This is a genomic window from Candidatus Pseudomonas auctus, assembly GCF_048654275.1.
GTDB lineage: Bacteria > Pseudomonadota > Gammaproteobacteria > Pseudomonadales > Pseudomonadaceae > Aquipseudomonas > Aquipseudomonas pharyngis.
The window spans coordinates 565,081-590,196 of the sequence record NZ_JBJYZK010000002.1 but is presented as its reverse complement, the minus strand read 5'-3'; the positions used below and the strand labels follow the sequence as shown (position 1 = coordinate 590,196).

The following is a 25,116-nucleotide window of genomic DNA, read 5'->3' as shown; positions in this document are numbered from 1 at the left end:
CTCCATGCGTTCAGCCCAGACTCGACTCGCGCCGCAACTTGTCGCCGGCCGGATTGACCGCCTCGCGCAGGAAGCCGAACCCGGTGCGTCGATCCAGACGAAACAGGGTGTTGGTGACATACACGTCTTCGCGCACACCGACCACTTCCACCACTTCACTGACACAGCGCCGGCCGTCAGGCATGCGGGTCAACTGAATGATCACGTCGAGCGCCGCACAGATCATCTGCCGCAGGGTGCGTTCGGCCACGGAGCGCCCGGTCAGGCCGACCAGGGTTTCCAGGCGCAGCAACGCATCCTGGGCGTTGTTGGCGTGGACCGTGCTCATCGAGCCGTCGTGACCGGTGTTCATCGCTGTCAGCACGTCGAGCACTTCAACGCCACGGATCTCGCCGAGAATGATCCGGTCCGGACGCATCCGCAGAGCGTTGCGAATCAGGTCGCTGGCCTTGACCTCGCCATGGCCCTCGGCATTCGGCGGGCGGGTTTCCAGACGCACCACGTGGGGATGGCCGAGTTGCAGTTCGGCAACGTCTTCGATGGTTACCAGCCGTTCGTGGGGGTTGATCAATTGGCTGAGAATGTTCAGCAGCGTGGTCTTGCCGGTGCCCGTGCCGCCGCTGATCAGGATATTGCAGCGCTTGCCCACGGCCTCCTGGAAACACTCGAAAATCGGCAGGTCGATGGTCTGCATCGCAATCAGGTCGCTGCTCTTGAGCATGTCCTTGCGGAATTTTCGAATCGACAGGCACGGGCCGTCGAGGGCGATCGGCGGGATGATCGCGTTGACGCGGCTGCCGTCGGGCAGGCGCGCATCGACCATCGGCGAAGACTCGTCCAGCCGCCGACCGAGTGGCGCGAGAATGCGCTGCATGACCCGTTCGACGTGGTGCGCATCGATAAAGCGCAGGTCACTCTGATGCAGTACCCCGTCACGCTCGACGAACACCCGATGCGGGCCGTTGACCAGGATTTCGGTGACGGCGCTGTCGCGCAGCAAGACTTCCAGCGGACCGAAGCCGGTCAGCTCATCGACGATTTCTTCCCCCAGCCGCTCCATCTCGTAACGGGAAATCGCCAGGTGCAGACGGGCGATGTATTCGGCGACCTTGTCGGTGACAAATTGCGCCAGCAACTGCCGCGAGCCTTCCAGCAGGTTTTTCCCGGACTCCTCGAGGGCATCGATAATGTAGCGATGCAGCACCAGTTTCAGGCCTTCGTGGTCGGTGTTGCCCGACTGGCCCCGCGCCGGTGCACCGAAAAGTTTTTCCGGGCTCATGAGGTGCCTCGCAACCGGTCGAACCAGGTGACTTTGGGTTTGGCCAGACCTTCGGAGCGCTTGGCCAGCCGTTCGCCGAGTACTCGCAGGCTCTGGGTGAGTTTCTCCCGGGGCGCCAGTTCGAACAGGCTGACGCCCTGATTCTTGGCGTTCATGCGCAGCTCCGGGCTCAAGGCCAGCACGGCGATCACTTCCAGGTTGAAGGTCTTGCCGAGGGTGTCCGCATCCGGCGCAACGTTGCTCAGATAGCGGTCGACCAGCAGCCGCCCGTGATCGAGCTTCATGCCTTTTTCCCGCCACAGATTGAACACCGCCAGATTGCGCCGGCAATCGAGCACGCTCTGGTCGGTGTACCAGATCAGCTTGTCGCAATGGCTGACAAAGGTCCGCAGGGCTTCGCTGTCAGGCTGACCGGTGAGGTTCACGACGATGTGCTGGAAGTGCTGGCGCAAGGCGCTGAGCAACATGAACAGCTCGGCGGCGCTGGTGCTTTCCAGTGGTCCGTCATTGTCGGCGTACGCCAGAATCCGCAGCCCCGCTTCGGCGCTGGTGAACGCGCTGTCGATCAACGTGGCGTCGAGCCTGCGCAGGTGGCGCAAGGCATCGCCGAAGTGAAACGAACTCTCCAGCCCCAGCAACGCCAGGCTGTCGCCACGGGGCAGCCCGAGATCCAGCAGCAGCGTCTGCTGCCCGCTCTTTTGCACCACCAGTGCCATATGGTTGGCCAGCAGCGCACCGTCGGAACTGCTCTGTACGCCGTACAACACCGTCAGGCCACCCAGTTGCGCGTTGTGGGTCACCGGCGGCAGGCGTTTGCTCAAGCGCCGCACCAGCCCGGCCACTTCGCTGGAACGCGAACCATAGGCGACGAAATCCCGGGCCCCGGCGCGCATCGCATTGAGTACAAGCTGGTTGTCCATGCCGTCGCCAAGGGCAACGATCGCCAGCATCGGCTTGGCCTCCAGCGCGCCTTCGATCAGCGCGCTCTGGGCCACCACGTGCTCCCGGTCGAGGCCGACGAACACCAGGCTGGCGAAGGTGACGTCCACCAGCGCGAGCAATTCGTCGAGGCTGCCGCCACCGGCACTGACCACCTGGCCCAACGGCGCAAGCGCGCTTTGCAGCCACTCCAGATCGGTGTTGTTGCGGGTGATGGCGAGGAAGGTCTGACTCAGGCTCTGGCTCATTGGGACAACCCGCTGCGCTTATCGAAGTTACCGTTTTCCAGGAAAAACATGCGGTAGAAATTCGGGTCGTAGTTGCGCAGTTTTTCACCCGGCAACGACGGCAGTTGCGCCTCCGCCGAGAGCGGACGCACCAGGTGCGGGGTGACGATCATCAGCAGCTCACGCTCTTCGCGCTTGATCTGCGAGCTCTTGAAAAAAGCCCCGAGCACCGGGATATCGCCCAGCCCCGGAAACTTGTCGACCTGGGAAGTGTTGCTGGTACTGATCAGACCGCTGATGACAAAACTCTCGCCATCGGCGAGGGAAATGCTGGTGTCGGTGCGGCGGATGGTCAGGGCCGGTACGGTGGTGCCGGCGATGTTCACCGCGTTGCTGAAATCCAGTTCGCTGACTTCCGGCGCCACTTTCAAGGCGATGCGATCGTGGCTGATGATGGTGGGCGTCAGGGTCAGGCGGATGCCGAATTCCTTGTATTCGATCGACACGTTATCGCTGCCGGAACTGGGCACCGGAACCGGAATCTGCCCGCCTGCGAGGAAACTCGCACTCTGCCCGTTGAGAGCCACCAGGCTTGGCCGCGCCAGGGTATAGGCGAAGCCGCTGCCCTCGAGGGCATTGATGATCGCCATGGTCTTGCCGCCGATCCACGAGAAGTTGAACAGCGAGTTGTCCACGGGCAGTCGCGGTTGCGGGACACCGTCGATGGGCGGCAACGTGCCGGGGGAACCGAACAGGAAATTGCCGCGGGTGCCGATCAGCGAAGCGGAGGCCTGTTTGAGTTTGGTGCGGCTGACTTCGACAAAACGAATGTCAGTCTGTACCTGCGAGGGCAACAGCGCATCATCCGACGGCAGCGCACCGGTGTTGGTGAGGGCCGAGGTGGCGGCGCCCTTGACGAACACCATACTCTGGCGCGGCTCGCTGGAGCAGCCGGTCCAGACCATCAGACTGGTGGCGCCAGGCGCTACGGCGGTGAGCAGGAACGACGAATTGCCATTGGCATGCACGTCGGCGATTTTCGGATCGCCGATGGCCAGGCGCGTGATCGCCACCGGTGATTGCATGTCCTGCTGCCAGCCTTCGTTGATTTCGATCACTGGCGGCAAGCGCCCGAGGGCCGCGCAGTTGCCGGTGGCCGCCTGCGCGGCATTGATTGACAGTCCCATCAGCAGCAAGGCCCGGAGCACGGGATTGAAGGTCGGCCAGGAACGACTCTGCATGCACTTGGATCCTTGCTCAGTCATGGGTTTTGTGGGTTGGTCTGATTGCCGCGAATCACTTCCACCGCGGGCCGTATCGCACCGCTGTGGTCGCTGCCGGGCGCGGTTTTCGGCGCGGTCCCCAGCGCCAACTGAGTGAACTGGAAGAGTTGGCTGTTGGCGGCCACCAGTTTGTCCGGCGCCTGACGTTCGCCGGCCCAATACCTGGCCAGGCGCTGTTCTTCGCTGCTGCGCACGGCCAGGCGCAACGTCCCGACCTGGGTGGCGAGCATCATTCGACTCAACAACTGTTCAGGCACCGCCAGCACCACGGTGCGCGCGGTGAGCCGGCGCTGGTCCTGTTTGATCTTGTCGTCGGCACTCATTGCAGGAGCGGACGGTTGACCGTCGTTGGTCAGGCCGTATTGTTCGCCGACGCCGAGCACACGCATGGCCGGCACCACAATCTGTGCCGACTGTTGCGGGTTACTGGCGTCCTGGCGCAGGAACAACAGCACGTCGACGTAATCCCCGGGAATCAACTGCCCGGCCGCGCCGATCACTTCATCGACCGACACCGCGAGCGCGCGCTCGTCACTGTGGATCATGCGCGCCAGTGTGCCGCCGGCCTCGAAGCTTTCTTCGTTGAGCCAAGTGCCGGCGCTCAGGTGTCGCCACGGTGTGCGGCCCACGGCCTGTTCGAGGGTACCGAGGCTGCCGGCGGGGGCGCTGAGCAGCTTTTCAACGGCCAGGTCGGCCGCAGTAAGAGGAGTGAATGGAGGGACGTCACGCACCAGCACCACGACCGGCTGGCGGGTCTGGTCTTCGGCAGCTGCGACGGTTTTTTCGACGGTGACCACCGCAGGCGCGGGAGCCTCGGCAACCGGAGCGGGCTGCCGGCTGAGCATCAGGCCCCAATATCCGACAACGATGGCCCCCAGTAAAAGCACCGTTGCAAGGCCCATGGTCACACGACTGTTCATGACGGCTCTCCCTTTCCTGCTGCACTACCAGCCCGCACTTCCTACCAAGGGACATCGCAATCAGGCAGCTATGAACATCCAACTATTTCGCTATTTCCACGCTAGCTGAAACAAGACAAAACGCCATTACTGACAGACAAATAACCCACGAAAGTATGGGTGTTGGCCCAATCAGCAGTCGAAATTCCGGGCGTGACGAAGCGACTAATCCTTTATGACTAATCCGTTCTTACAGTTGTTGGGTGGGGCTTTGTTGACAATGCTCAAATGGCACGGCGAACGCTTTGCCGCTGCTGTGACATCGGCGCCAGGTGCGCAAAGGAGTGGGCATATGTTTCGAATGATCGTTGATTATTTAATGGCCAGAGCTTTGCTGCTCTACAAACATGAGGACGGGGCTTCGGCAATTGAATACGCCATCGTCGTGGCCATGGTCGCCGTGGTGGTGGTCGTTTTCGTCACTCCGCTGGGTGATCGGATGCTGGCGATCTTCAACAACGTTCTGGTGTCACTGGGCGGCACGACGCAAACCCGGCCAACGCCATAATCCACAGCACGGTTGCGCCAGCACCTTGCTGATGTCGGGCTACACTCGATCTACCATTCAGCTTTCAGGTACTGCCCATGAACGTGTCTTCTTCCCCACGCCAACAGTTGCTTCTGGTTGACGACGAAGAGGACGCGTTGCTGGAGCTGGCGGAGTTGCTGGAAGGCGAAGGCTTCGTCTGTCATACCGCCACCTCGGTCAAACTCGCCCTGCATCACCTGACCCGCCATCCCGATATCGCTCTGGTGATCACCGATCTGCGCATGCCGGAGGAAAGCGGCATGTCGCTGATCAAGCGCCTGCGCGAACACACCTCGCGCCAGCATCTGCCGGTGATCGTGACGTCGGGGCACGCGGACATGGAGGATGTGAGCGACATGCTGCGGTTGCAGGTGCTGGACCTGTTCCGCAAGCCGATCTATCACGTGCGGCTGCTGGAGACCCTGGACAATCTGTTTCCCAAGCCGAAAGTGAATGCCGGGTAAATGGGTTACCCGGCAGTCTGTCTCAGTGTGCGGTTACCCGCTGGCGCAAACCGGAATTGCCCGGCGATAACGCCAGCGCCAACTGCGTGCGGTTGTGCATGTGGGTCAGGCGTAGCACTTGAGAAACGTAAAGCTTCACCGTGTTTTCGGTGATGCCCAGCTCACAGGCAATCTGATAGTTGGTCTGCCCCTTGCCCACCAGGCGCGCCACGTCCAGTTGCCGTGGCGACAGCTGATTGAAGATCGCCGGGATTTCCAGCTCACCGGCCTCACGGTGCGCCTCATCACTGACGGGCGCCGGCGCGCGACGCACCTTGTCCAGATCCTGATAAAGATCATCGATGGACGACGACAGGTCCTGAAGTTTTTGATTCAGATGGCCCAGTTGCAGGGTTTTCTGCCGCTCCTGCAGCACCGCTTCCTGGCGTTGCAGGCCTTCGAGCAATTCATCCAGATTGACCGGTTTCTGGTAGTAGTCGGCAATCCCGGCGCGCAAGGCCTTGATCACGTCCTGCTTGTCAGCGCGGCCGGTGAGCATGATGGCTTCGAACGCCCGGTGTTTGCCGGCCAGCCGTTGCAGTTCCTGCACCAGTTGAATGCCGTCCATGTCCGGCATGTGCAGATCGCACAGCACCAGGCCGATCGCGGTGTCGTCCGAAAAACGCTCGATCGCCTCTTTGCTGGACTCGCACGGCACACAACGATAGCCGCTGCTCTCGAGAAATTCGCAGAGTTCTTCGACGATCAGAGGCTGATCATCGACAACGATGACTTTTACCGCAGATGTAAGCTTGTTCACGTGCCACTCCATGCCCGGGCCAAAAACTGACCATTCCTGTACTGTCAGCCGCTGGCTGTATAACTCGTTACTTTGAAGGTAGACCCACTTTCCGACTATGTACATAAGACTAGTGGCGCTTGGCGACTAATGGATCCAAGGTAGTGCAAGCAAAAATCCGATCAGCACGAACGGCGCAAATGGCAGCTTTTTTGACACGGATGGCGCCATATACCTAAGACGGTGCCTAAGCCCTTGACTCATATGCAGCCAGACTCTTGGCGCAAGCAGCATCCAGATCAGGCTCGCCGCACCGGCGCCGATAAAAATCCCGAGCAGCGAGACGCCGTCCGTCGCAAGACCAAGAGCTGTCATTAGTTTCACATCACCGGCGCCCATTCGGCCCATGAAATACCCGGGCAACGTGAATGCCAGGGCCACGACACAGGCCCAGCCTCCCTGCCCGGCTTCGGCGCCCATCCAGGTGGTACCGAAAGACAGCAGATAGACCAGCGCGAGAGTCCCGACACCCAGGGTCAAAACGTTGGCAATTCGTCGTTGCCGGGCATCCTGAGCCGCGCACGCTGTCAACCAGATCAGAAGGACAAGGCTTTGCATCCGGTAAAAACCGTCCGTTTTTGCTGAATGATTCTATGCTGATACTACGCAGTGACTGTCAGGGTAGACGCACGGATGAAAACCGGCTCTCGGAAGGCGCAAAAAGGCGCGGTGGCGATTGAGTTCGCCTTGGTGTTCGTGATCTTTTTCGCGGTGTTTTATGGCCTCGTCAGCTACAGCTTGCCGTTCGTGCTGATGCAGACGTTCAACCAGGTCACCGCCGAAGCCATCCGCCGCGCCGTGGCGGTCGATCCCGCGGTTCCCAACTATGCAAGCGTGCTGGTCAGCACCGCCAATGCCGCGTTGACCCAGCAATTGTCGGTGCTGCCGTCGTCGCTGAACGTGGTGGTCGGCACGGACACGACAACGGTCTACGACCCGGCCCAGGGCACGCTCACCGTCAGCGTCAATTACCCGGTGAGCAAGCTCAATCGGGTCATCCCCTTTCTGGTGTTGCCGGGCGTCGGCGCTGTCCCCAGCCTGCCCGCCAACCTGACCGCCATTTCGAGCCTGAAATTTTGACTCCGGGTGACAACCTGCTCGGCCGCCTGCTCAAGCGAAGTATGGTCGCCAGCGATTTGCCGGACGTACTCGGGACCCCGCTGACGGGCCTGCACATCCACCTCGACAGCGACGGCGGCGTGTTGCAAATGGCCGGCCCGCTGCGCCTGCTGCTGGCGCAACAGACGCCCCGCGACAAACCGTTGCCGTTGCACGACTACCTGCTGGCGCACTGCACGCTGGCGATCGAGGGCCGCCCGCAAGACTGGCAAGGCCAACTGCTGGACCTGGATTTTCCCGGTCTGGGCGACCAGACCTTGCACCTGCGCGGCTGGGTCCAGCCGCTGAGCGATGGCTGGCTGCTGCAGTTGATCGACATTGCCGACCTGTTGTCCGAACGCCAGCAAGCGCATCAGCGCGAGGCGTGCCACATGCTCGCCGAGCAGATCAGCAAACAGGTGCGCAGCTGCAGCCTGGGACGGTTGCCGATGCTCGTCAGCGAACAATTGCAGGTGATCGCCCAGCGCTGGCAGATCCCGTGCCTGGCACTCGCCCTGCTCGATGAGCAGGAACAGGGCTGGCAGATCCATCAGCAGTTCCACGCCCATGACGCCCCGGCGCTGTGGCATGACGGCCAGCGTCTGGGCACGCCACTCGACAGCCTCAATGGCACCGGCCCGCAAAGGCTGGGTGAACATTACGGCCAGTATGAACACTCGCGGGTCCAGGGCCTGTTCGGTAATGCCGAAGGCTTCGCCGTGCCCTACAGCGATGATCGAGGCGTGATGGCGTGGCTGCTCTGCGGTTTTTACGCGGTGGACAAGACCGCGCCGCATCTGGCCGATCGCGACTGGCTGATGCTGGCGGGCGCCCTGGCCGGGCCCCTTCTCGGTCGCTTGCGCGAGCAGCAGCATCAACTGCAACTGGAACGGCTGGAGTCGTTGCAGACAATGCTTGGCACAGGCTGGTGGGAAATCAGCCATAGCGAGCAGATTCAACTGGCCCCGACGCTGGCCGCCATCCTGCAACAGGACAGCTCGACGCTGACGCTCGAGGCCTGGCTGAGCCTGATCCATCCCGCCGATCGCGAAGAAGTCCGCAGCCGCCTGCAAGCCCTGCAGATGCAAGGGGAAATCCTCGACCTGTGCGTGCGCCTGCATCCTCGGGATGCCGACCAGACGCAGGCGTGGTATCGCCTTCAGGGGCAGGTCACCGGCACCGGCGAGCACCGGCGGCTGGTGGGTTTCATGCTCGACATCAGCGACATCAAGAACCAGCAGCAACTGGCCGCTGCAGCCCATGCACGGCTGGACAACCTGATCGCCAGTTCGCCGGCGGTGATTTACGTCCAGCACTACGTCGAAGGCGCCTTGCTGCCGGCGTTTTTCAGCGCCAGCCTGCAACCGCTACTGGGCTGGAGCCTGGAGGACTGTGACGCCAGTGCGCTGGCAGAGCGGATTCATCCGGAAGACCGCGCCCTGTATTTCGAGCGAACCCGGCAACTGCTGCGCGAAGGTTCGGTGCGCGCCCGCTATCGCATGCGCGACAGTCGCGGCGATTACCACTGGCTGCTCGACGAAGCCCGGCTGTTGCGCAACGACCTCGGCCTCCCGGTGGAAGCTGTCGGCTTGTGGCTGGACGTCACCGAAGCAACGCTGGCCGCCGAGCAGGTCAGACAGAGTGAGGAACGCTACCGGATTCTGGTGGAGGACTCGCCGGCGATGATCTGCCGCTATCGCCCGGATCTGATCCTGACGTTCGGCAACCGCCCGCTGGCGACCTATCTGGAATGCGCCCCCGAAGCCCTGGCCGGGGTCGATCTGGGCAGCTGGATGTCCGACGTTCAGCGCGCGGCCTTCGTTGAGCGCCTGGCGCAGTTGACCCCGCAATCTCCCGTCAGCAGCGCCGAAATCAACCTGCAATTACCGGGGCGCGAACATGCGTGGTGGGTGTGGTCGGATCGCGGCGTGTTCGATGAGCACGGCAAACTGATCGAAGTACAAGCCGTTGGCCGTGACAACACCGAAGTGCGCCGCTCTCAACAGCAGCTCACGCAAAGCGCAAAAATGGCCACCCTTGGCGAAATGGCCACCGGCCTGGCCCACGAAATCAATCAGCCGCTGAACGTCATGCGCATGGCCATCGTCAACGTACGGAAGCGCCTGAGCAACGGCGATGCGCAGATCGATTACCTGACCGACAAACTCAATCGCATCGATGCGCAGGTGCAGCGCGCCGCGAAAGTGGTGGACCACATGCGGGTATTCGGTCGTCGCTCCGAGATCGAGCAGCAGCTGTTCAACCCGGCCAGCGCCATCGAAGGCACGCTGTCGTTGCTGGCCGAAGGCATGCGCGGCAAAGGCGTGGATCTGCGCATCAGTGAAACCGCATTCGAGGTTCAGGTGCGCGGGTACGTCGATCAGCTTGAACAGGTGTTGATCAACCTGATGGTCAACGCCCGGGATGCGCTGCTGGGCAAACGCGAGTCCGATTCAGCATTCAAGCCGTGGATTTCGATCTACGCCGAACGCGACGAGCAGCACGTGCGACTGTGGGTCGAAGACAACGGCGGCGGTATCGACCCGCGTCTGCTGGAGCGGATTTTCGAACCGTTCTTCACCACCAAACCGATAGGTGTCGGCACCGGCCTGGGGTTGTCGGTGAGTTACGGGATCATCGAGAACATGGGCGGCCACCTCAGTGTGCGCAACTCGGCGGACGGTGCACGGTTCTGCATCGAACTGCCGATCGCCGCCGACGACTAGATCACCAGATAGGCCTTGCCGGTCTGGCCGCAGGTCATGTTGGCGCCGACATCCACATCCATCAGGTTGATCCCCAGCCCCTTGAGCAAATTGTTCAGCAGCGGATCCAGCAGCGGACTCACCAGATTGGTGATCACCGGTTGCAGGATCGTCGTGACATCACTGATCAGGCTGGCAACGCCTGTGACAATCGCGCCCAGCGGGTTGCTGCCCTGGGGTTTGTAGACGATCAGATTGATCCCGGCGAGGGTGCTTGCCAGGCTGTTGACGATGTTGGTTGAGGGCGCGGCAGCAATCACGCTTGGCGGCAGTTTCAGGTTGGGCGGTGTGGCGAACGGATTACCGCTGGAAAACACCAGGTTCTGGGTGTTCTGCGCCACGCTGGTGTTGACCATGATCGCGATACCGCCGGCGCCGTATGGCACGTGAGTGCTCGGGTCACAGCTGCCGATCCCCAGAATCTTGTGGCAGGTCACCGTGCCCAGATCCACCAGCGGCAACGGTGTGACGGTGGGTTGGGCGGCAGAAGAGAAGGCGTTGGTCGGGTCGATCTTGCCCAGTTTGAGATCGGCAATCGAGGTGGTGGTTCGGGCCGTCAGGCTTTTGGTGCCGGCATTGCCGGTCGGACAACTGTAATCGGTGACATAACTGACGGCACCACCGGCGTCCAGGCTGATGTCGATCTGCGGCGAGGGCAACAGCTTCGGGTCCAGTTGCTCACAACCGGCACCGAGCAGGCAGCCGGCCGAATTCAATGTGGCGACCAGATTAAGGCTCAACAGTGCATTGAGGGTCGGTGTCAGCGTGCCAACCAGTCCGAGTACCGCGTTGGCCAACCCGGTCACCCCGGACAGTACCGGCAGATTCACCGAAAGCAGCGTGCGTATCTGCGCGGTGCGCACATAGATCCGGTTCGGCCCGGTGGGATTGGCCCTGGCCAGCGCCGGATCGCCGATCGCGGAAAACTGCGGCGGCTCGATGACTTTGACCCGCACCGTGACATTCGCCAGCCCCAGCACGCTGATCGGCAGAGTCGCGGCCACCGCACTTTTGCTGTTGGCCAGTTGAATCACGCCCTGGACCAGTTGCAGCAACTGCAGATTGGCATCCAGCCCGGCGGCCGTGGTGCCGGTCTGCAATTGCAGGATGTCGCCGAGCTTGACCGGCGCGGCATTGATCGCCGCCACTTGCAGTTGGCCCAGCGCGGTAATCACTTCAGCGGTGGCGCCGTTGAGCTGGACCGCCGTAATCGCGGCCTGGATCAGTTGCGTCACCGTGGCCTGGGTATTGAGCAACTGGGTGTAATTGCCGGCAGCCACGTTGAGGTTGATCGCCAGTTGATTCAGGTAGCCAAGCAGGTTGATGTCAGTGTTGAGCAGGCTTTCCCAGCCCAGGGCCGTCAGGTTGACGTTACCGCCCAGCAGCCCGGAAAACAGTGGATTGAGGATGTTCGATTGCGCGGTGCTGATGCTGGCCAGGTTGCTGCGGATGTTCAATTGAGCGACGGTCGGCTTGGGTTTGGCCGCCACCGCCGAAGCGTATAGCACGGTGTTGAGACTGACGGGTGTGCCACTGAACAACGCCTGCACCCCGCCGGCAAAACTGGTGGTGACGGTACGGTTGGCCGCGACCTTGACCGCCTCTGATTGCGTGGCGTCCACCGTAAAAGTGCGCAGGCCGGTGGCGGCTGTCGCCAACTTTCCGCAATCGATCACAAGAACGTTGGTGGCATTGGCGACAAACCCGTTGCGTGTCGCGCTTTGCCCCGCGTAACTGGCGGCGGTGAGGCCCGGCAGGCAATTGCCGCCACGGCTGACGGCTTCGAGGGCGGCGGTGTCCACCAGGCGCTGCAGTTTGCGTTGCTCCATGTACAGGCGACCGGTGTCCACGACCAGCAACATCAACACCAGCGCCAGGCTGAGGGTGGCGGCCGCCATCAGGCCGATGGCTCCCCGCTGCCGGGCTGGCCCGCCGCACTGCGAATGACGCGACATGGCGCACTCCTTTGCCGGCGCACGGCCGGGCGCAACCTCCATGGATGCGTAAGAGTGTAGACACGCGCAGGCAACACTGCTGGCAACGCGCCATTTTCACCCGCCCATAAAAAACGGGAGCCATTTGGCTCCCGTACTTTTTTCAACAGACTCAACGCGGCGGATAGTTGGACAGGATCCGCGCCACGGTTTCGCGGATGGCATTGCTGCGATCCGCCGGGTTCGGCGTGCGGCTGAGTATTTGCTCGTCGCTGCCGCGCCACACCAGTTTGCCGTCCTTGCCGTCGAGCAGATCGACCTGAATGGTCGCCACCTTGTAGGTGATGTTGCGGGTTTCGTTGTACATCGGCGCGCCCCAGTAACCGTTCCACGGGCCACCCCAACCGCCGCCGTAGTTGGTGGTCACCTGTTGCTGACGGTCCTCGACGATCAGGTAGGTCTGCACAAACAGATCGCCTCGGGCGCCCGAGGCGGCCGGGCGCAAGCCACGCTGATCCAGTTGATCGGCAACGGCCTGACGGATGCGCTGCTCGGTCAGGTCGCTCTTGATCCGTGGATCATCGGGGCGGTATTGCAGGGCGGGGTCTTTCCAGCTCCAGCTGCGATACGCGGCGAAGTCGCGGCTGGCGTCAAAATCATGATTGACCTGGTTCGAGGCGCAGGCACTGAGCAGCGCGATAACGACCAGTAAAGCAAGACGGCGGAACATGGTTTTTCTCCGGTGGAAGACATGAACCTGAGGGCGCTTTCATTTGCAGAAGGCTAACCGGGAGGATACGCCGACATGGCCTTTTCGACAGCCTCTCGAATCGCATCGGTGCGATCACTTTGCGTGCCCTGGGTAGCGGTTTCGGCGCTGGCGCTCCAGACCGGTTGACCACTGCCGGCGTCGAACAGATCGACCCGCACCACCACGACCTGCTCCTGATAGGTACGCACGATCGGCACCGTGTTGTACATCCCGTAACCGCGGCCGTAACGGTCATAACCGCCGTAGCCGCCGCCGTAGTAACCGTAATCGTCCTGCACCTGACGCAGGCGGGTTTCCAGGCTCAGGTTGGCGCTGACCAGCAGGTCGGCCGGGCGATTGTCATGCAGCGGGCGCAGGCCGCGCTGGTCCAACGCACTGCTGACGGCTTCGGCCACTTGCGCCGAATCCGCCCAGGCCGTGCCCGGTGGGAGTTGACCGTTGAGCCATGCCCAGCTGCGATAGCGCCCGTAGTCACGAGGGGGCGCGGGATAAGCGCTGCGGTCGAAGGTGGTCGCCGCTTGCGGTGGGGCCGGCGGCAACGGTCGTGACTGCGCCACGTAAGGGTTGCTGCCCTGGCAGGCGGCCAACCCCAGACAGATCAGCAGTAACCCTGAATGACCTTTCATATCTCGCTCCGATCAGATCGGCCGGCAGATCCAGTGCAAGTAGCGCCCAAGCCCGGCGAAGCTTGGGTGACGACGGTGGGCGAGCTCCATCTCGAGCAAATCAATCAACTCGGCGCGGGCCTGGAATTCCACCGGCATGTAATCGTGGAAAACCCGCACCCCGCTCTGGGTTTCGACCTGCCACAACCCGGCGAGTTGCGTCGCCAGTTCCCGTGGATCGAGTGGCTGCTGCGGGGTCAGGCTCTGCTTTTCGCCGGCCAGGTCGTTCTTGCGCATTTTCTTGAAATGGCCTTTGAGCAGGTTCCGGTAAATCAGCGCATCGCGGTTGTAGAACGCCAGCGACAGCCAGCCGCCGGGCTTGGTCAACTGATGCAGCACCGGCAGGATCGCGTGAGGTTCGGCCAGCCATTCCAGCACCGCATGGCACAGCACCAGATCGTAAGGCTCGGTGAGCTGGCCGAGCAGTTCCTGCCAGGGCGCCTGAATGAACGTCGCGCTTTGCCCGGCTTCGGCAAAGCGCTGGCGGGCGCCTTCGAGCATCGGTTCGGCCGGCTCGGTGAAGGTCACCTCGTGCCCGCGTTCAGCCAGCCACAACGACATGTGGCCCAGGCCGCCACCGATGTCCAGCACCCGCAACGGGCGGTCCGGCAAGGCTTCGGCGAGATCGGCCTGCAACACCGCTAGGCGAATCGCGCCTTTGGCGCCGCCGTAGATTTTTTCGGCGAAACGGGTCGCCAGTTGATCGAAATGACGGTCGCTCATCAGCTGAACCGCCGTTCGCTGTCGGCGAGTTTGCTGCGCACCACTTCATTCATGTCCAGCCCCAGTTCGCTGCACAGCAGCAACAGATAGAGCACGATGTCGCCGACTTCCTGCCCGGCATGGGCGAGTTTGTCCGCCGGCAATTGGCGGGACTGGTCTTCGGTCAGCCACTGGAAGATTTCCACCAGTTCGGACATTTCCACGCTGGCGGCCATGGCCAGGTTTTTCGGGCTGTGAAATTGCCGCCAGTCATTACGGTCGCGAATGGCGTGCAGGCGTTCGGTCAGTTCAACAAGGTTCATCGGGCTCTCCTGAAGGCGTATAGCTTCGGGGGGATGCCGAGCGAAGGCAAGCGCCAGTCGACCGTTAAAACCCTCTATGCTTGCAGGGAACTCGACCGCACCCGCTGCGGCCCAAGGCTCAGCTCTTTCATCAGGAAACAGACATGCAGGTAGAAAGCTTTTTCGAATGGCTGGGCCAGGCGCTCGGCTCGATCATCCGCTTCATCGTCGACGGCCTCAGCGGCCTGTTCAATCTGCTGGGCAACGCTGGCGGCAACTTTGTCGACGGGCTGTCGAAGGCGCTGGGCATGGACACGTCGATCATCAGCATCATTGCGCTGATCGTCGGCCTGATGCTGCTGTGGTCAGCGATCCGCGCGTTCATGAATGCCTCGATCATCGCCGGGATCATCTGGTTGCTGCTGGGATTGTGGCTGCTGAGCTGGATCATTCACTGACACCTCCCGCTACAATGCCGCTCCCCAAGGAGCCCGCATGTCCAACCTGATCGCCGACTGGCGCGACCGCCCGACCCATCACCGGGTCTGGGCCCTCGCCGCCCCCATGATCCTGTCCAACATTTCCGTGCCGCTGGTGGCGCTGGTCGACAGCACCGTCATCGGCCATCTGCCCCACGCCCATCAACTGGGCGCGGTGGCGGTTGGCGCCAGCCTGTATACCTTTCTGGCCTGGGCCATGGGTTTTCTGCGCATGGGCACCACTGGCTTCGCCGCCCAGGCCGCCGGGCGCAGCGACGGCGCGGCCTTGCGGCAGATTCTGCTTCAGGGCCTGCTGCTGGCGATGGGGCTGGCGCTGCTGCTCGGGGCGCTGGGTGTACCACTGAGCGGGGTCGCACTGCACTTCATGCAACCGTCGGCGGAGCTGGATCAACTGACCCGTGACTTCTTTCACACCCGCCTGTTCGGGCTGCCGGCGGCGCTGGCCAGTTATGCGCTGGTCGGCTGGTTCCTCGGCACCCAGAATGCCCGGGCGCCGCTGGCGATTCTGCTGAGCACCAACCTGATCAACATCGTGCTCAACCTGTGGTTCGTCATTGGGCTGGATTGGGGCGTGGTCGGTTCGGCCCGCGCATCGGTAAGTGCCGAATGGAGCGGCGCCCTGCTCGGCCTGTGGATGACTCGTAGAGCCTTGCGCGCCTATCCCGGACACATTGCCTGGGCGGCTCTGAAAATCTGGCAGAGCTGGCGTCCGCTGCTGGCGGTCAACCGCGACATTTTCATCCGCAGCCTGGCCCTGCAATCGGTGTTTTTCCTGATCACCGTGCAGGGCGCGCGACTGGGCGATGCCACGGTCGCGGCCAACGCGCTGCTGCTCAACGGCCTGCTGCTGACCGCCCACGCACTGGACGGACTGGCCCACGCCGTCGAAGCCCTGTGCGGCCACGCCATCGGCGCCCGTGATCGTCTGGCCCTGCGCCGTTCGCTGGTGGTTGCCGGCGGCTGGTCGTTGCTCGCGAGCCTGGGCTTTGCCGCGCTGTTTCTGCTGGCCGGCCACCTGTTCATCGAAATGCAGACCGACATCCAGAGCGTGCGGGAGACCGCGTTCATTTACCTGCCCTACCTGGCTGTCCTGCCGTTGATCGCGGTCTGGAGCTACTTGCTCGACGGCCTGTTCATCGGCGCCACCCGTGCCCGGGAAATGCGCAACGGCATGCTGGCCACCGTGATCCTGCTGCTGCCTGTCGCTTGGGCGCTGCAAGGTCTGGGCAATCACGGCCTGTGGATTTCGTTCCTGTTGTTCATGGTGCTGCGCAGCCTGACCCTCGGGGGACTGGCGTGGTGGCTGCGACGCACCGATGGCTGGTTCAACGGTGCCGCTCACTGAAGCTGTGCTTCACGATGGATCGCTCAGCCAGCGTCGACGCAACAGTTCGAGTCGTTCCCGCGGAGTCAGACCTTGCGGCAGCGGCATCAGCTCGGCACGCGGATTCAGCAAACGCAGCCACAACCAGTCGTCCAGCAGCGTCCGCTCGCTGAAGCCCAGTGCCAGACCTTGTTCCTGAAAGGCAGATATCAGCCGAAAGTTGTTTCCCGTCGCCTGACTCCAGCGCCAGACATGCTGATCCAGCAGGCAACGGTGCAAGCGTTCACGCTGTTGACGGGTCAGGCTTTGCTCGATGCGCAGCGGCTCCACGGGCAGCCCCGGATTGCGCAGTTGCTGCCAGCCCTGACTGCCACCAGCCAGATCGGCCCAGGTCCCGCCGAACCAGCGCAGCCATCCGATCGGCCCAAGCCAGCAGCTCAATTGCCGGGCATCGCAGGCATCGAAAAAGTAACTGGCGGTCTGCCGATTGTAGAAATTGAGCAGTGCCCGGTGATTCAGGCCGATGGACACGGTCAGCATCCGCTGCAAGTGTTCGCGCAGTGACTGCGCCGAGACCTCGCTGCCCAGCAGCAGCCCTTGCCAGGTCATGGGATCGGTATGACAGAGCGCCGATAGCGCCGGGCAGTCACGCAGGTCGATCAGCCATGGGCCTTGCTCACTGACCGGCTGAAACTCGGTACCGTCAAACAGCTGCAGGCAGTGCACACCGGAGAATCCCTGACGTAACGTCTTCACTGCCTGAGGCGCCTGTGCGATATCCAGCAACAACCATTGAGCGCGTTGTCCGGGGGCTGCGCCGCTCATCTTCCATCGCTCGTTTTGAGCCCGGCGACCAATCGACAGCTGCACAGTGACGCCGAGCAATGGCGATAACTGCCGCCCCCCGGTATCAGGCACAGCAACAACAGAGGCTCGGCCGCCTTCAACCATTGAGGCACGCCGGCGGTATCCAGGCGCTCGGGCAGAGGTGACGGCGCGTCATCCTCAACGACTTCGGCGAGAGCCGGGACCTGCAAGACGCCACTGATCACGGGCTGCTCAGGGTCACCTTCGAGAAAGCTCACCACCACCTCTACCCCGTCCTTCAATGATGCCATCGGCGTATCGGCCAACGCCGGCGCCAGCGGCAGCCAGCAGTGGCTGGGGCGGGCCCCTTCGCCCTGATAAAGCCAGTCGAACTGAACGGCCACCGGCCGCACGGCATCAGGTTGCGTCTCCTCGACCGACACCACCCAGGCACGCTGTGGGCTGCACATGCGAGCACCGCGGTATTCAACGGGTGATCGAGGCTCCGGCAACTGGTCAAGGGCAAAAATCCGGTTGCTGTAGGGCGGCTCGAGCGACTGATCGGCTCGATGCTCGATTCGACTCACCAGCCAGTCCGTATTGGCGTCTGCCAAGGGCTCGCCGGAAATCGTCAACCAATGACCACTGCGCAGGGTTGGCGAATCGGAATGCCCCTGCGCCGTCAGTGACCGCCGCGGCCCCTTTGCGTGCAGGCGGGCATGCTCGCCCAGTTGCCAGCGGCGCACTGGCGGCGACGGCGCTCCTTCTTCGCTCTCGAATTGCAGGTTGCCGGCGCGTGGCAGCTGGGCCGGGTCATCACCGAACACCACGCAATGCCCCTGGCTCCCTTGCTCGAAGTGATAGTGAATGCGTGCCTGTCCGCACAGCCTCTGTACCAGTTGCAGATCCGACTCGCCGTACTGGGTGCAGAATGTCCGGGGCGGATAAGCGCCTTGCAGATCGAACCGACGCCAGTTGCCACTGATGCCGTGCTCCTTGAGCACCTGATCCAGAATCTGCGGCACCGAGCGGTCGCTGAAGATACGCTGGCTGAAGCGCAGTCCCAGACAGCTCAACCGCGGCCCCAGCCGCGCCCGGCACAACCGGGCGCTGCGCCCCTGTTCATGCTGGACAAGGCTATGCAACTGCCCGTGAATACCATTGCCGCAAGGCCCGAAACACAGGCGCGCCGAACGATACATCAGCCCGGCAAGGTCCAGGTGCGGATCATCGACCAGCAAGTCGATCTCGAACGCGAAAGGCTCGCTGATGGCTTCGCAACCCGTAAATGCCAGGACTTCAAGCGAGTCGGACAGGCCCGCTACATCGAGACGAAACGACGGCTCGTCGGCTGGATCGAACATGGGGGGATTCTCTACAGGGGGGCGGGCGGGGATTCTCGCCGAGACCCATGGCCGAGTAGAGGGCCGAACTACAAATTCGGAAATGACCTACGCGAAAAGCAGACAACGTCACTTTGCTGGCCTGGAAACAGGCCATTTCGCGAAGAGAAAAAGAAGCGTCTCACCCGGTCATCTGAAACGTCCGCGGTGGGCGGAACAATTTCAGACAACCAGATAAAAGCGGAACCTGGTCTCAGGAGGACAGGTAGGAGGAGCGGGTCAGACCCAGGCGCAGGGCATCGAGGAACTGGGTGCGTTCGCTGGCGCTGATGCGGGCACTGGCGCACTTGTCGCGATAGTGAGTCATCAGTTCTTCCGGCGACAGATGCACATAGCGCAGCATGTCTTCGATGGTGTCGTGGGTTTCAATGCCGGCGTGGTACACGCTGCCGTCGGCGTTCTGGTAAATGTTCACCGAGTCGGTGTCACCGAACAGGTTGTGCATGTCGCCAAGAATTTCCTGATAGGCGCCGACCAGGAACACGCCCAGCAGATAGTCTTCACCTTCGTTCAGCGCATGCACCGGCAGGCTGGTCTCGATGCTCTGCTCGTCGACGTACTGGTTGATCTTGCCGTCGGAGTCGCAGGTCAGATCCTGCAGCACCGCGCGACGCAGCGGCTCTTCGTCGAGACGGTGCAACGGGATGATCGGCAGCACCTGATCGATCGCCCAGGTGTCCGGCAGGCTCTGGAATACCGAGAAGTTGCAGATGTACTTGTCGGCCAGCTTGTCGTTGAGTTCGTCCAGCACCTGACGGTGCGAACGCTGACGTGCCTTCAGCGAGTTGTGCAGACGACGGCATACGGCGAAGTAGCACTGCTCGGCCAGGGCCTTCTCGGCCAGGGTCAGTTTGCCGTCGGCGTACTGGGCGGCCACGTCGCTCATGTAGTGGGTGGCGCGCCAGTAGGTTTCGGTGACCATTTCGATGTCGGTCGGGCCCAGCAGGTCAACCAGCCACTGCACGGTTTCCGGCAGCGCTTCCTTGTTCTCGATCAACGGGATTTCGTCGTTGTGTTTCTCGACGTCGGTAACCTGCACCACCAGCATCGCGTGGTGCGCGGTCAGCGAGCGGCCGCTTTCGGAGAAGATGTGCGGATGCGGCAGCGCCTGCGCATCGCAGAACTCCTTGAGCATGCCGACCACGACACCGGCGTAGTCATCCATGTCGTAGTTGATCGAACTGGCGTTGCGCGAGTGCGTACCGTCGTAGTCCACACCCAGGCCACCACCGACGTCGATGTGATCGACCGGCAGACCGAGGTTGCGCAGCTCGCCGTAGTAACGGATCGCTTCCTTGAAACCGTGCTGGTAGTCGGCCAGGTTGGCAATCTGCGAACCCATGTGGAAGTGCAGCAGACGGATGCCCTGATCCAGGCCCGCCGCGCGGAAACGCTCGACCACCGACAGCAGTTGCGCCGCCGACAGACCGAACTTGGATTTCTCGCCACCGGTGTCCGCCCACTTCGACGACGCCAGGGAGGACAGACGCACGCGCAGACCGACCTGCGGCTTGACCTTGAGCGAGGCGGCCTCTTCGATCACCAGACCGACTTCGGATTCTTTCTCGATCACAATGAATACATTGTGGCCGAGCTTCTGGCCCATCAGCGCCAGACGGATGAACTCGCGGTCCTTGTAACCGTTGCAGACGATGGTGCCGCCCTTCGGCGCCAGCGCCAGCACGGCCAGCAGCTCGGGCTTGGAGCCGGCTTCCAGACCGATCGAAACGTTCTGGGTGGCGATGATGTTCTCGATCACCGCTTCCTGCTGGTTGACCTTGATCGGGTACAGCGCGGTGTATTTGCTCTGGTATTCCAGACGCTCGATGTTCGCATCGAAAGCGCCGGTCAGCTGACGGACGCGGTCTTGCAGGATGTCGGGAAAACGCACCAGCAGCGGCAGGGACAAGCCACTCTTGCGCAGCTGGTCGACTTGTTCGAACAGATCGATAGGCGAGCTGCTCGGGCCGTTCGGACGAACTTCGACGCGACCGGCGTCATTGATCGCGAAATACCCGGCCCCCCAATGGCGAATCCCGTAAACACTGCGGCTGTCCGCAACTGTCCATTGGCTGCCATCGTCTTTGCGTGTGCGTCGTACGGACATCGAAGTCCCCTATAAAGAAGTCATAGTGCGTCGCCTGATCGCAGGCCGGCGCAGTCTAAAGAATGAAAATGACGGTTCGTCAGCGGGGCGGTAGACCGCGCTGACAGCGTTGAGTTTAGAAACCGGTCATGAACAGGCTCTGTGAAAACCATGGAAACGACGTCAGGCCCAGGGACTCTGGAGCTGAATCAAGCCGCCGGTGGGTTTCACAGAGGCTGCTAGCCGCCGGACTTCTTCGCTTTGAAGCCGTGCTTGACCAACTCGGCCAGGAGCAGCTCGACATGGTCGCCCTGGATCTCGATGATCCCGTCTTTCAACGCACCGCCGGTGCCGCAACGTTTCTTCAACGTTGTCGCCAGCTCCTTGAGTGCGTCTTCGGCCAGAGGCACGCCGGTGATGGTGGTCACCGTCTTGCCGCCACGCCCCTTGCTCTCGCGGCGCACACGGGCAATGCCGTCGCCGGCCGGGATCACGGTTTGCTTGCAGATACAGGCGTCCACCGGCTTGCTGCATTCCGGGCAATGACGACCTGCGTCGGTGGAAAATACCAGGCCGCCCAGGGCGGCGAAGGATGCGGCTTTTTTGGCCACCGGCAATCCTCTCGGGAGGACAAAGACTGATCGCAGCCTTGGGCAAGGCTATCGACCGCGAAGCCCCACTCAGGCAGGGGCAGCGCTACTGCACCGGTTCTTCAATAAAAGCAGGCCGGTGCAGCTTGAAAAGGTCGCGCAGTGTAACGGCAAAAACGCCGATTGCTAAGTGCCAATCGGCGCCAATTTATGTGTTCTTTGCGACGTTGCTTTGCTGAGCCTTCAGATAACGTTTCAAGGCTGCCAGAGAGTCCGGGCAATAAGGCTTTTGCTCGATTTCCCGCATGACCTGTTCGATCGGAATGAAGCGCGCTTCGAGCACCTCCTCCGGCTGCAGGATCAACGGCCCGTCCCACACCGCCGAAAACGCCGAACACCACAGGCGATTGCCGGTGTCTTCGAAGTAGAAATGGTCGTGGACCGTCAGTTCGACACCACTCACCCCCAGCTCTTCCTCCAGCTCACGGGCCGCCGACTCGGCGTAGGTCTCGTTCGCCTGCACCATGCCGCCCGCCGCCACGTCCCAGTAACCGGGATAGATGGCTTTGCTCAACGTGCGCCGATGCACGCAGAGTTCACCGGCGGAGTTGAACAGCATGATGTAGGTGCCACGGCCGATCAGTCCGCGTTCTCGCAGGTCCGAACGCACCAGGGCGCCGAGCAGGTTGTCCTGCTCGTCCACCCAGGCGATCTGTTCGGCATCCGAGGCGGCGCGGTGGGCCGCCTCTTTGGCGCTCTCGTCCATGACTCAGCCCTGATTGAGCAGTTGACGCAAATCGATCACGGCCGCGTTGGCCCGGGAAATGTAGTTGGCCATGACCAGCGAGTGGTTGGCCAGCACACCGAAGCCGCTGCCATTGAGGATCATCGGGCTCCAGATCGGTTCCTGGGAGGCTTCCAGTTCGCGGATGATCTGACGCACGCTGACGGTCGCGTTCTTCTTTGCCAGCACATCGGCGAAATCGACCTCGATCGCGCGCAGCAGGTGCGACAGCGCCCAGGCCTGACCGCGAGCTTCGTAGAACACGTTGTCGATCTGCATCCACGGAGTCTCGACGACTTCCTCGTCGACCTGCGGCACTTCACCCACCGCCGGCACTTCGGTTTTCAGCGCGGTGTTGAGTTTGACCCGGCCAACACTGGCCGACAGGCGTTGCGACAGCGACCCGAGACGAGTGCCGACATCACCCAGCCAGTTGTTCAGATTGTCGGCACGGGCGTAGAACAGCGCGTTTTTCTGGGTCGGATCGGACAGGCGCGCCTGATAACGGCTCAGGGAATTGATGCCTTCCTGATATTCCGACTCGCTGGATGGCAGGACCCAGCTCTTGTTGTCGAAGTTGAAGCGCGGTTCGGCCTTGGCCAGGTCGGCGTCTTCAGCCGATTGCGACTGCGAACGGGCGAAATCCTTGCGCAGGGCGCGGGTCAGGTCGCGGACCTGCACCAGTACGCCGTATTCCCAGCTCGGCATGTTGTCCATCCACAGGCCAGGCGGGAAACGGTCGTTGGAAATATAGCCGCCCGGCTTGTCGAGCAACGTGCCGGCAACGGTTTTCAGGGTTTCGACGGTGGTGTAGCCAACCACCATCTGCTTGCCCTCTTTCTCGGCGGCAACCTGAGCGTTCTGCGCTACGGGAAACAGCGCCGGCTCCTGGCTCCAGTACCAGCCAAGGGCAATAGTCACCAACAGGTAAATGGCGACCAGCGTGGCCAGCGCCCGGCTGAACAACAGCCCGCCGACATAGCTGCGGGCGGCCGACTTGGGCTCGGCGGCACGTTCAGGCGCGCTGCCCGCGCGGTTCTTCCAGTCCAGCATGGCGATATCCTTTCAATCTTGGGTTCAACGGTTCGACCACAACCATACAACAACGTGCCTCGACCGGGCACCCGCGATCAGGGTAGCGGAGAAAAACAAGTGAAGGTCGGCAGTGAACGAAAGGATAGACGCAGCCTTCAGACGTTGAAAATTCGCATTGAAATCTGCCGGACATCATCTGGCATGAACAGATGCGCGATGCCCTGCGCGTCGGTTCGGCGCTGGGTGGGAACACCATCGACCGTTGCAATGTAGGCCTGCTGCGGCAATGGCTCGCCGGTCATGCTGTCGACCAGACGATAGATTCGCGGTGTTCGGGTGGGTTGGGGCGGGGGATTGTTCATCAGGTCGAGTACCGCTTGATCGAACGCTGACTGGGCAGTGGGCCATTCGCCGTAATCGGCGTCAGCCCTGAGCAGCAGCCAGTCGCCGTGTTCAATCTGCTCCAGCACTTCACTGTCCAGATCGAGCATCAGGCCTGCCCGCAACTGATCGAGACCTTCGAGGGGTTGCCGCTCCAGCAACACCTTGCAAACCAGCTCCAGCGCCTGGTCCACGGGGTAGACATGCTGGCGTTCGTTTTCGGTCAGGTGCGAATGGTGAACCATCCTCATCCCTGGCCCTCGCTCTGCCACTCATCCGAACCCATCGTCCGGCTGATCTCATGCCGCCAGTAGATGCGACGGTAACTGAAGTGGACTTTTTCCCGTTGTGTCAGGTGCGCTGTGACTGGGTCCTGGCAGTCGGGCATAAAGACCTCGGCGCTGACGATCTGCGCGTCCTCCAGTTCAATCGTATAGAAGTGCTCCTGAGTACCGTGGGCCGATGTTCGATAGAACTCCAGACAACACTTGCTCAGCCGTTCACCGGAACACAGGGCGACCTGGATCAGCGGCGACGCTTTGTCGATGGTTTTGGTGATGACCAGCGGTTTGTGCATTCGCCGCCCGGCACCCGCGCCGTTGGGCAGGAGAATGCCGTGGCTGAAGGCCTGAACCATGATCTTGTCCTCACGCCCGTTCTGGTAGCTGTTGCCCACCGACGGTTCGGTGAAGGCACCGGCGCTGATCAGGCCCTGGCGGCTGCCATGAAGGGTCATAAAGGCAGGGGTTGGCATGGTATTGCTCCTTTTTTGGGTTGCGGCGGGGGAAAGGGGTGGGGTTCTTCGTAGAGGTCTTCCGTTTCCTCGAATCTCCAGGGTTTGCTGAGCTCTAGAGTGATGAGATAGCGCTCCTGGTGGGGGTGTCTGGAGTCGGCGAATCGTCCAAGAAACAACATCGCTTCGTACTGCTCGCCGGCCTTCCAGTAAGTGGTACCAGTCCGTACCCCCGGTCTTAGAAAGGCCCGCCACTCGGGGGTGTCCGCGATGGTGGGATTGTTCCGCGTCCCCATGGGTTTCCACCCTTTCGCGCACCATTGGGCTTGCAGATCGAGAACGACCTTCAAGGCATCTTCAATCAGCAACGGTTCGACCTGGGGAGACATACGAATATTACCGACCACGTCACCCTTGAAAGTGAACGTAAAGAACCGCGCCAGCGGCGTTTCGAAACCGTACTGCGGATCGACAAATCGCAGGCGCGCATCTGTCCTGGAAGCGCCACCCCAGACGCGCCTGCCAACATGGCCCCATATAACGAGGGGTGCGGTTGAATGGTCACGCATGTACTCATACGTTCCTCCAACGGACATGGCGATCACAGAATCGCCCCACAAAGGCTGTGTCAATTGACGTGCGGCAGCCACTGCCAAAACACCACAAAACCCCAGCCATGCCCAACAACGCCATCTGGACAGACAGGCACGCAAGCAC

General features: G+C 62.0%; 26 protein-coding genes. 6 read left to right on the top strand and 20 right to left on the bottom strand.

Translation table 11 applies throughout. The features are described from left to right. Window positions 1-10: 10 nt before the first annotated feature. The 4 genes from ACKUG4_RS06185 to cpaB are packed head-to-tail and all read right to left on the bottom strand — an operon-like array spanning window position 11 to window position 4,648. On the bottom strand, window positions 11-1,279 hold the full coding sequence (locus ACKUG4_RS06185; RefSeq protein WP_445433656.1) for a TadA family conjugal transfer-associated ATPase: 1,269 nt from the start codon (window positions 1,277-1,279) through the stop codon (window positions 11-13). Continuing rightward, complete coding sequence (locus ACKUG4_RS06180) at window positions 1,276-2,466, bottom strand: CpaE/TadZ family protein (protein WP_445433655.1); 1,191 nt, start codon at window positions 2,464-2,466, stop codon at window positions 1,276-1,278. The genes ACKUG4_RS06185 and ACKUG4_RS06180 overlap by 4 nt, the downstream gene beginning before the upstream one ends. After that, window positions 2,463-3,686: a type II and III secretion system protein family protein gene (locus tag ACKUG4_RS06175; RefSeq protein ID WP_445433654.1), complete on the bottom strand. Its 1,224-nt coding sequence runs from the start codon at window positions 3,684-3,686 to the stop codon at window positions 2,463-2,465. The genes ACKUG4_RS06180 and ACKUG4_RS06175 overlap by 4 nt, the downstream gene beginning before the upstream one ends. A gap of 20 nt (window positions 3,687-3,706) precedes the next feature. Then, entirely contained in the window at window positions 3,707-4,648 is a 942-nt protein-coding gene (gene cpaB, locus ACKUG4_RS06170) for a Flp pilus assembly protein CpaB (RefSeq protein WP_445433653.1), read from the bottom strand. A 340-nt stretch (window positions 4,649-4,988) separates the two neighbouring features. On the opposite strand from cpaB, the gene ACKUG4_RS06165 reads away from it, so the two are divergent. Both ACKUG4_RS06165 and ACKUG4_RS06160 read left to right on the top strand, forming a co-directional pair. After that, a complete protein-coding gene (locus tag ACKUG4_RS06165) occupies window positions 4,989-5,195 on the top strand; it encodes a Flp family type IVb pilin (protein WP_039772511.1) in 207 nt (68 codons plus the stop codon). A 77-nt stretch (window positions 5,196-5,272) separates the two neighbouring features. Next, a complete protein-coding gene (locus ACKUG4_RS06160; RefSeq protein ID WP_007958451.1) occupies window positions 5,273-5,680 on the top strand; it encodes a response regulator in 408 nt (135 codons plus the stop codon). Between the two features lie 22 nt (window positions 5,681-5,702). Here the strand turns inward: ACKUG4_RS06160 and ACKUG4_RS06155 are convergent, their stop codons facing one another. Both ACKUG4_RS06155 and ACKUG4_RS06150 read right to left on the bottom strand, forming a co-directional pair. Next, window positions 5,703-6,479 carry a response regulator transcription factor gene (locus ACKUG4_RS06155; protein WP_085611236.1) on the bottom strand — a complete coding sequence of 259 codons (777 nt, stop codon included), beginning with the start codon at window positions 6,477-6,479 and terminating at the stop codon, window positions 5,703-5,705. Window positions 6,480-6,605: 126 nt separating this feature from the next. Further along, window positions 6,606-7,076, bottom strand: a complete 471-nt coding sequence (locus ACKUG4_RS06150; protein WP_445433652.1) for an A24 family peptidase — start codon at window positions 7,074-7,076, stop codon at window positions 6,606-6,608. 75 nt (window positions 7,077-7,151) lie between these two features. Between ACKUG4_RS06150 and ACKUG4_RS06145 the strand changes: the two genes are divergently transcribed. Next, the gene (locus ACKUG4_RS06145; protein WP_064593254.1) at window positions 7,152-7,598 is read left to right on the top strand and encodes a TadE/TadG family type IV pilus assembly protein; all 447 of its coding nucleotides are present in this window, start codon (window positions 7,152-7,154) and stop codon (window positions 7,596-7,598) included. Continuing rightward, window positions 7,595-10,342: a PAS domain-containing sensor histidine kinase gene (locus tag ACKUG4_RS06140; protein ID WP_445433651.1), complete on the top strand. Its 2,748-nt coding sequence runs from the start codon at window positions 7,595-7,597 to the stop codon at window positions 10,340-10,342. The genes ACKUG4_RS06145 and ACKUG4_RS06140 overlap by 4 nt, the downstream gene beginning before the upstream one ends. Here the strand turns inward: ACKUG4_RS06140 and ACKUG4_RS06135 are convergent. The 5 genes from ACKUG4_RS06135 to ACKUG4_RS06115 all read right to left on the bottom strand — a co-directional run bounded on the left by ACKUG4_RS06135 (window position 10,339) and on the right by ACKUG4_RS06115 (window position 14,777). Then, complete coding sequence (locus ACKUG4_RS06135) at window positions 10,339-12,336, bottom strand: pilus assembly protein TadG-related protein (protein WP_445433650.1); 1,998 nt, start codon at window positions 12,334-12,336, stop codon at window positions 10,339-10,341. The genes ACKUG4_RS06140 and ACKUG4_RS06135 overlap by 4 nt on opposite strands. A 151-nt stretch (window positions 12,337-12,487) precedes the next feature. Next, a complete protein-coding gene (locus ACKUG4_RS06130; protein WP_064593251.1) occupies window positions 12,488-13,045 on the bottom strand; it encodes a DUF4136 domain-containing protein in 558 nt (185 codons plus the stop codon). A 53-nt stretch (window positions 13,046-13,098) separates the two neighbouring features. Continuing rightward, a complete protein-coding gene (locus tag ACKUG4_RS06125; RefSeq protein WP_445433649.1) occupies window positions 13,099-13,713 on the bottom strand; it encodes a DUF4136 domain-containing protein in 615 nt (204 codons plus the stop codon). A 12-nt stretch (window positions 13,714-13,725) separates the two neighbouring features. Continuing rightward, window positions 13,726-14,475: a methyltransferase gene (locus tag ACKUG4_RS06120; RefSeq protein ID WP_064593249.1), complete on the bottom strand. Its 750-nt coding sequence runs from the start codon at window positions 14,473-14,475 to the stop codon at window positions 13,726-13,728. Beyond that, window positions 14,475-14,777, bottom strand: coding sequence for a MazG-like family protein (locus ACKUG4_RS06115; protein WP_007951009.1), 303 nt, complete (start codon window positions 14,775-14,777; stop codon window positions 14,475-14,477). The genes ACKUG4_RS06120 and ACKUG4_RS06115 overlap by 1 nt, the downstream gene beginning before the upstream one ends. A gap of 143 nt (window positions 14,778-14,920) precedes the next feature. Between ACKUG4_RS06115 and ACKUG4_RS06110 the strand changes: the two genes are divergently transcribed. Beyond that, complete coding sequence (locus tag ACKUG4_RS06110; RefSeq protein ID WP_007951010.1) at window positions 14,921-15,214, top strand: hypothetical protein; 294 nt, start codon at window positions 14,921-14,923, stop codon at window positions 15,212-15,214. A 37-nt stretch (window positions 15,215-15,251) separates the two neighbouring features. After that, the gene (locus ACKUG4_RS06105; RefSeq protein WP_445433648.1) at window positions 15,252-16,601 is read left to right on the top strand and encodes an MATE family efflux transporter; all 1,350 of its coding nucleotides are present in this window, start codon (window positions 15,252-15,254) and stop codon (window positions 16,599-16,601) included. Window positions 16,602-16,610: 9 nt separating this feature from the next. Here the strand turns inward: ACKUG4_RS06105 and ACKUG4_RS06100 are convergent, their stop codons facing one another. From ACKUG4_RS06100 to ACKUG4_RS06060, 9 genes are all read right to left on the bottom strand, one after another. Then, complete coding sequence (locus tag ACKUG4_RS06100) at window positions 16,611-17,405, bottom strand: DUF4123 domain-containing protein (RefSeq protein ID WP_445433647.1); 795 nt, start codon at window positions 17,403-17,405, stop codon at window positions 16,611-16,613. Then, a complete protein-coding gene (locus ACKUG4_RS06095) occupies window positions 17,402-18,751 on the bottom strand; it encodes a type VI secretion system Vgr family protein (RefSeq protein ID WP_445433646.1) in 1,350 nt (449 codons plus the stop codon). The genes ACKUG4_RS06100 and ACKUG4_RS06095 overlap by 4 nt, the downstream gene beginning before the upstream one ends. Window positions 18,752-18,983: 232 nt before the next feature. Then, on the bottom strand, window positions 18,984-20,897 hold the full coding sequence (gene speA / locus ACKUG4_RS06090; protein WP_039772053.1) for an arginine decarboxylase: 1,914 nt from the start codon (window positions 20,895-20,897) through the stop codon (window positions 18,984-18,986). Window positions 20,898-21,115: 218 nt separating this feature from the next. Then, on the bottom strand, window positions 21,116-21,487 hold the full coding sequence (locus tag ACKUG4_RS06085) for a translation initiation factor Sui1 (protein ID WP_007951016.1): 372 nt from the start codon (window positions 21,485-21,487) through the stop codon (window positions 21,116-21,118). 187 nt (window positions 21,488-21,674) lie between these two features. After that, window positions 21,675-22,232 (bottom strand): NUDIX hydrolase, encoded by a 558-nt coding sequence (locus ACKUG4_RS06080; RefSeq protein ID WP_445433645.1) that lies wholly within the window; start codon window positions 22,230-22,232, stop codon window positions 21,675-21,677. Between the two features lie 3 nt (window positions 22,233-22,235). Beyond that, entirely contained in the window at window positions 22,236-23,303 is a 1,068-nt protein-coding gene (locus ACKUG4_RS06075; protein ID WP_011332269.1) for a DUF2333 family protein, read from the bottom strand. 137 nt (window positions 23,304-23,440) lie between these two features. Beyond that, complete coding sequence (locus ACKUG4_RS06070) at window positions 23,441-23,917, bottom strand: hypothetical protein (RefSeq protein ID WP_445433644.1); 477 nt, start codon at window positions 23,915-23,917, stop codon at window positions 23,441-23,443. Continuing rightward, complete coding sequence (locus tag ACKUG4_RS06065) at window positions 23,914-24,420, bottom strand: Hcp family type VI secretion system effector (RefSeq protein ID WP_445433643.1); 507 nt, start codon at window positions 24,418-24,420, stop codon at window positions 23,914-23,916. Before ACKUG4_RS06065 ends, ACKUG4_RS06070 begins: the two co-directional genes overlap by 4 nt. Continuing rightward, window positions 24,399-25,049 (bottom strand): hypothetical protein, encoded by a 651-nt coding sequence (locus tag ACKUG4_RS06060; RefSeq protein ID WP_445433642.1) that lies wholly within the window; start codon window positions 25,047-25,049, stop codon window positions 24,399-24,401. Before ACKUG4_RS06060 ends, ACKUG4_RS06065 begins: the two co-directional genes overlap by 22 nt. Between the last annotated feature and the right edge of the window lie 67 nt (window positions 25,050-25,116).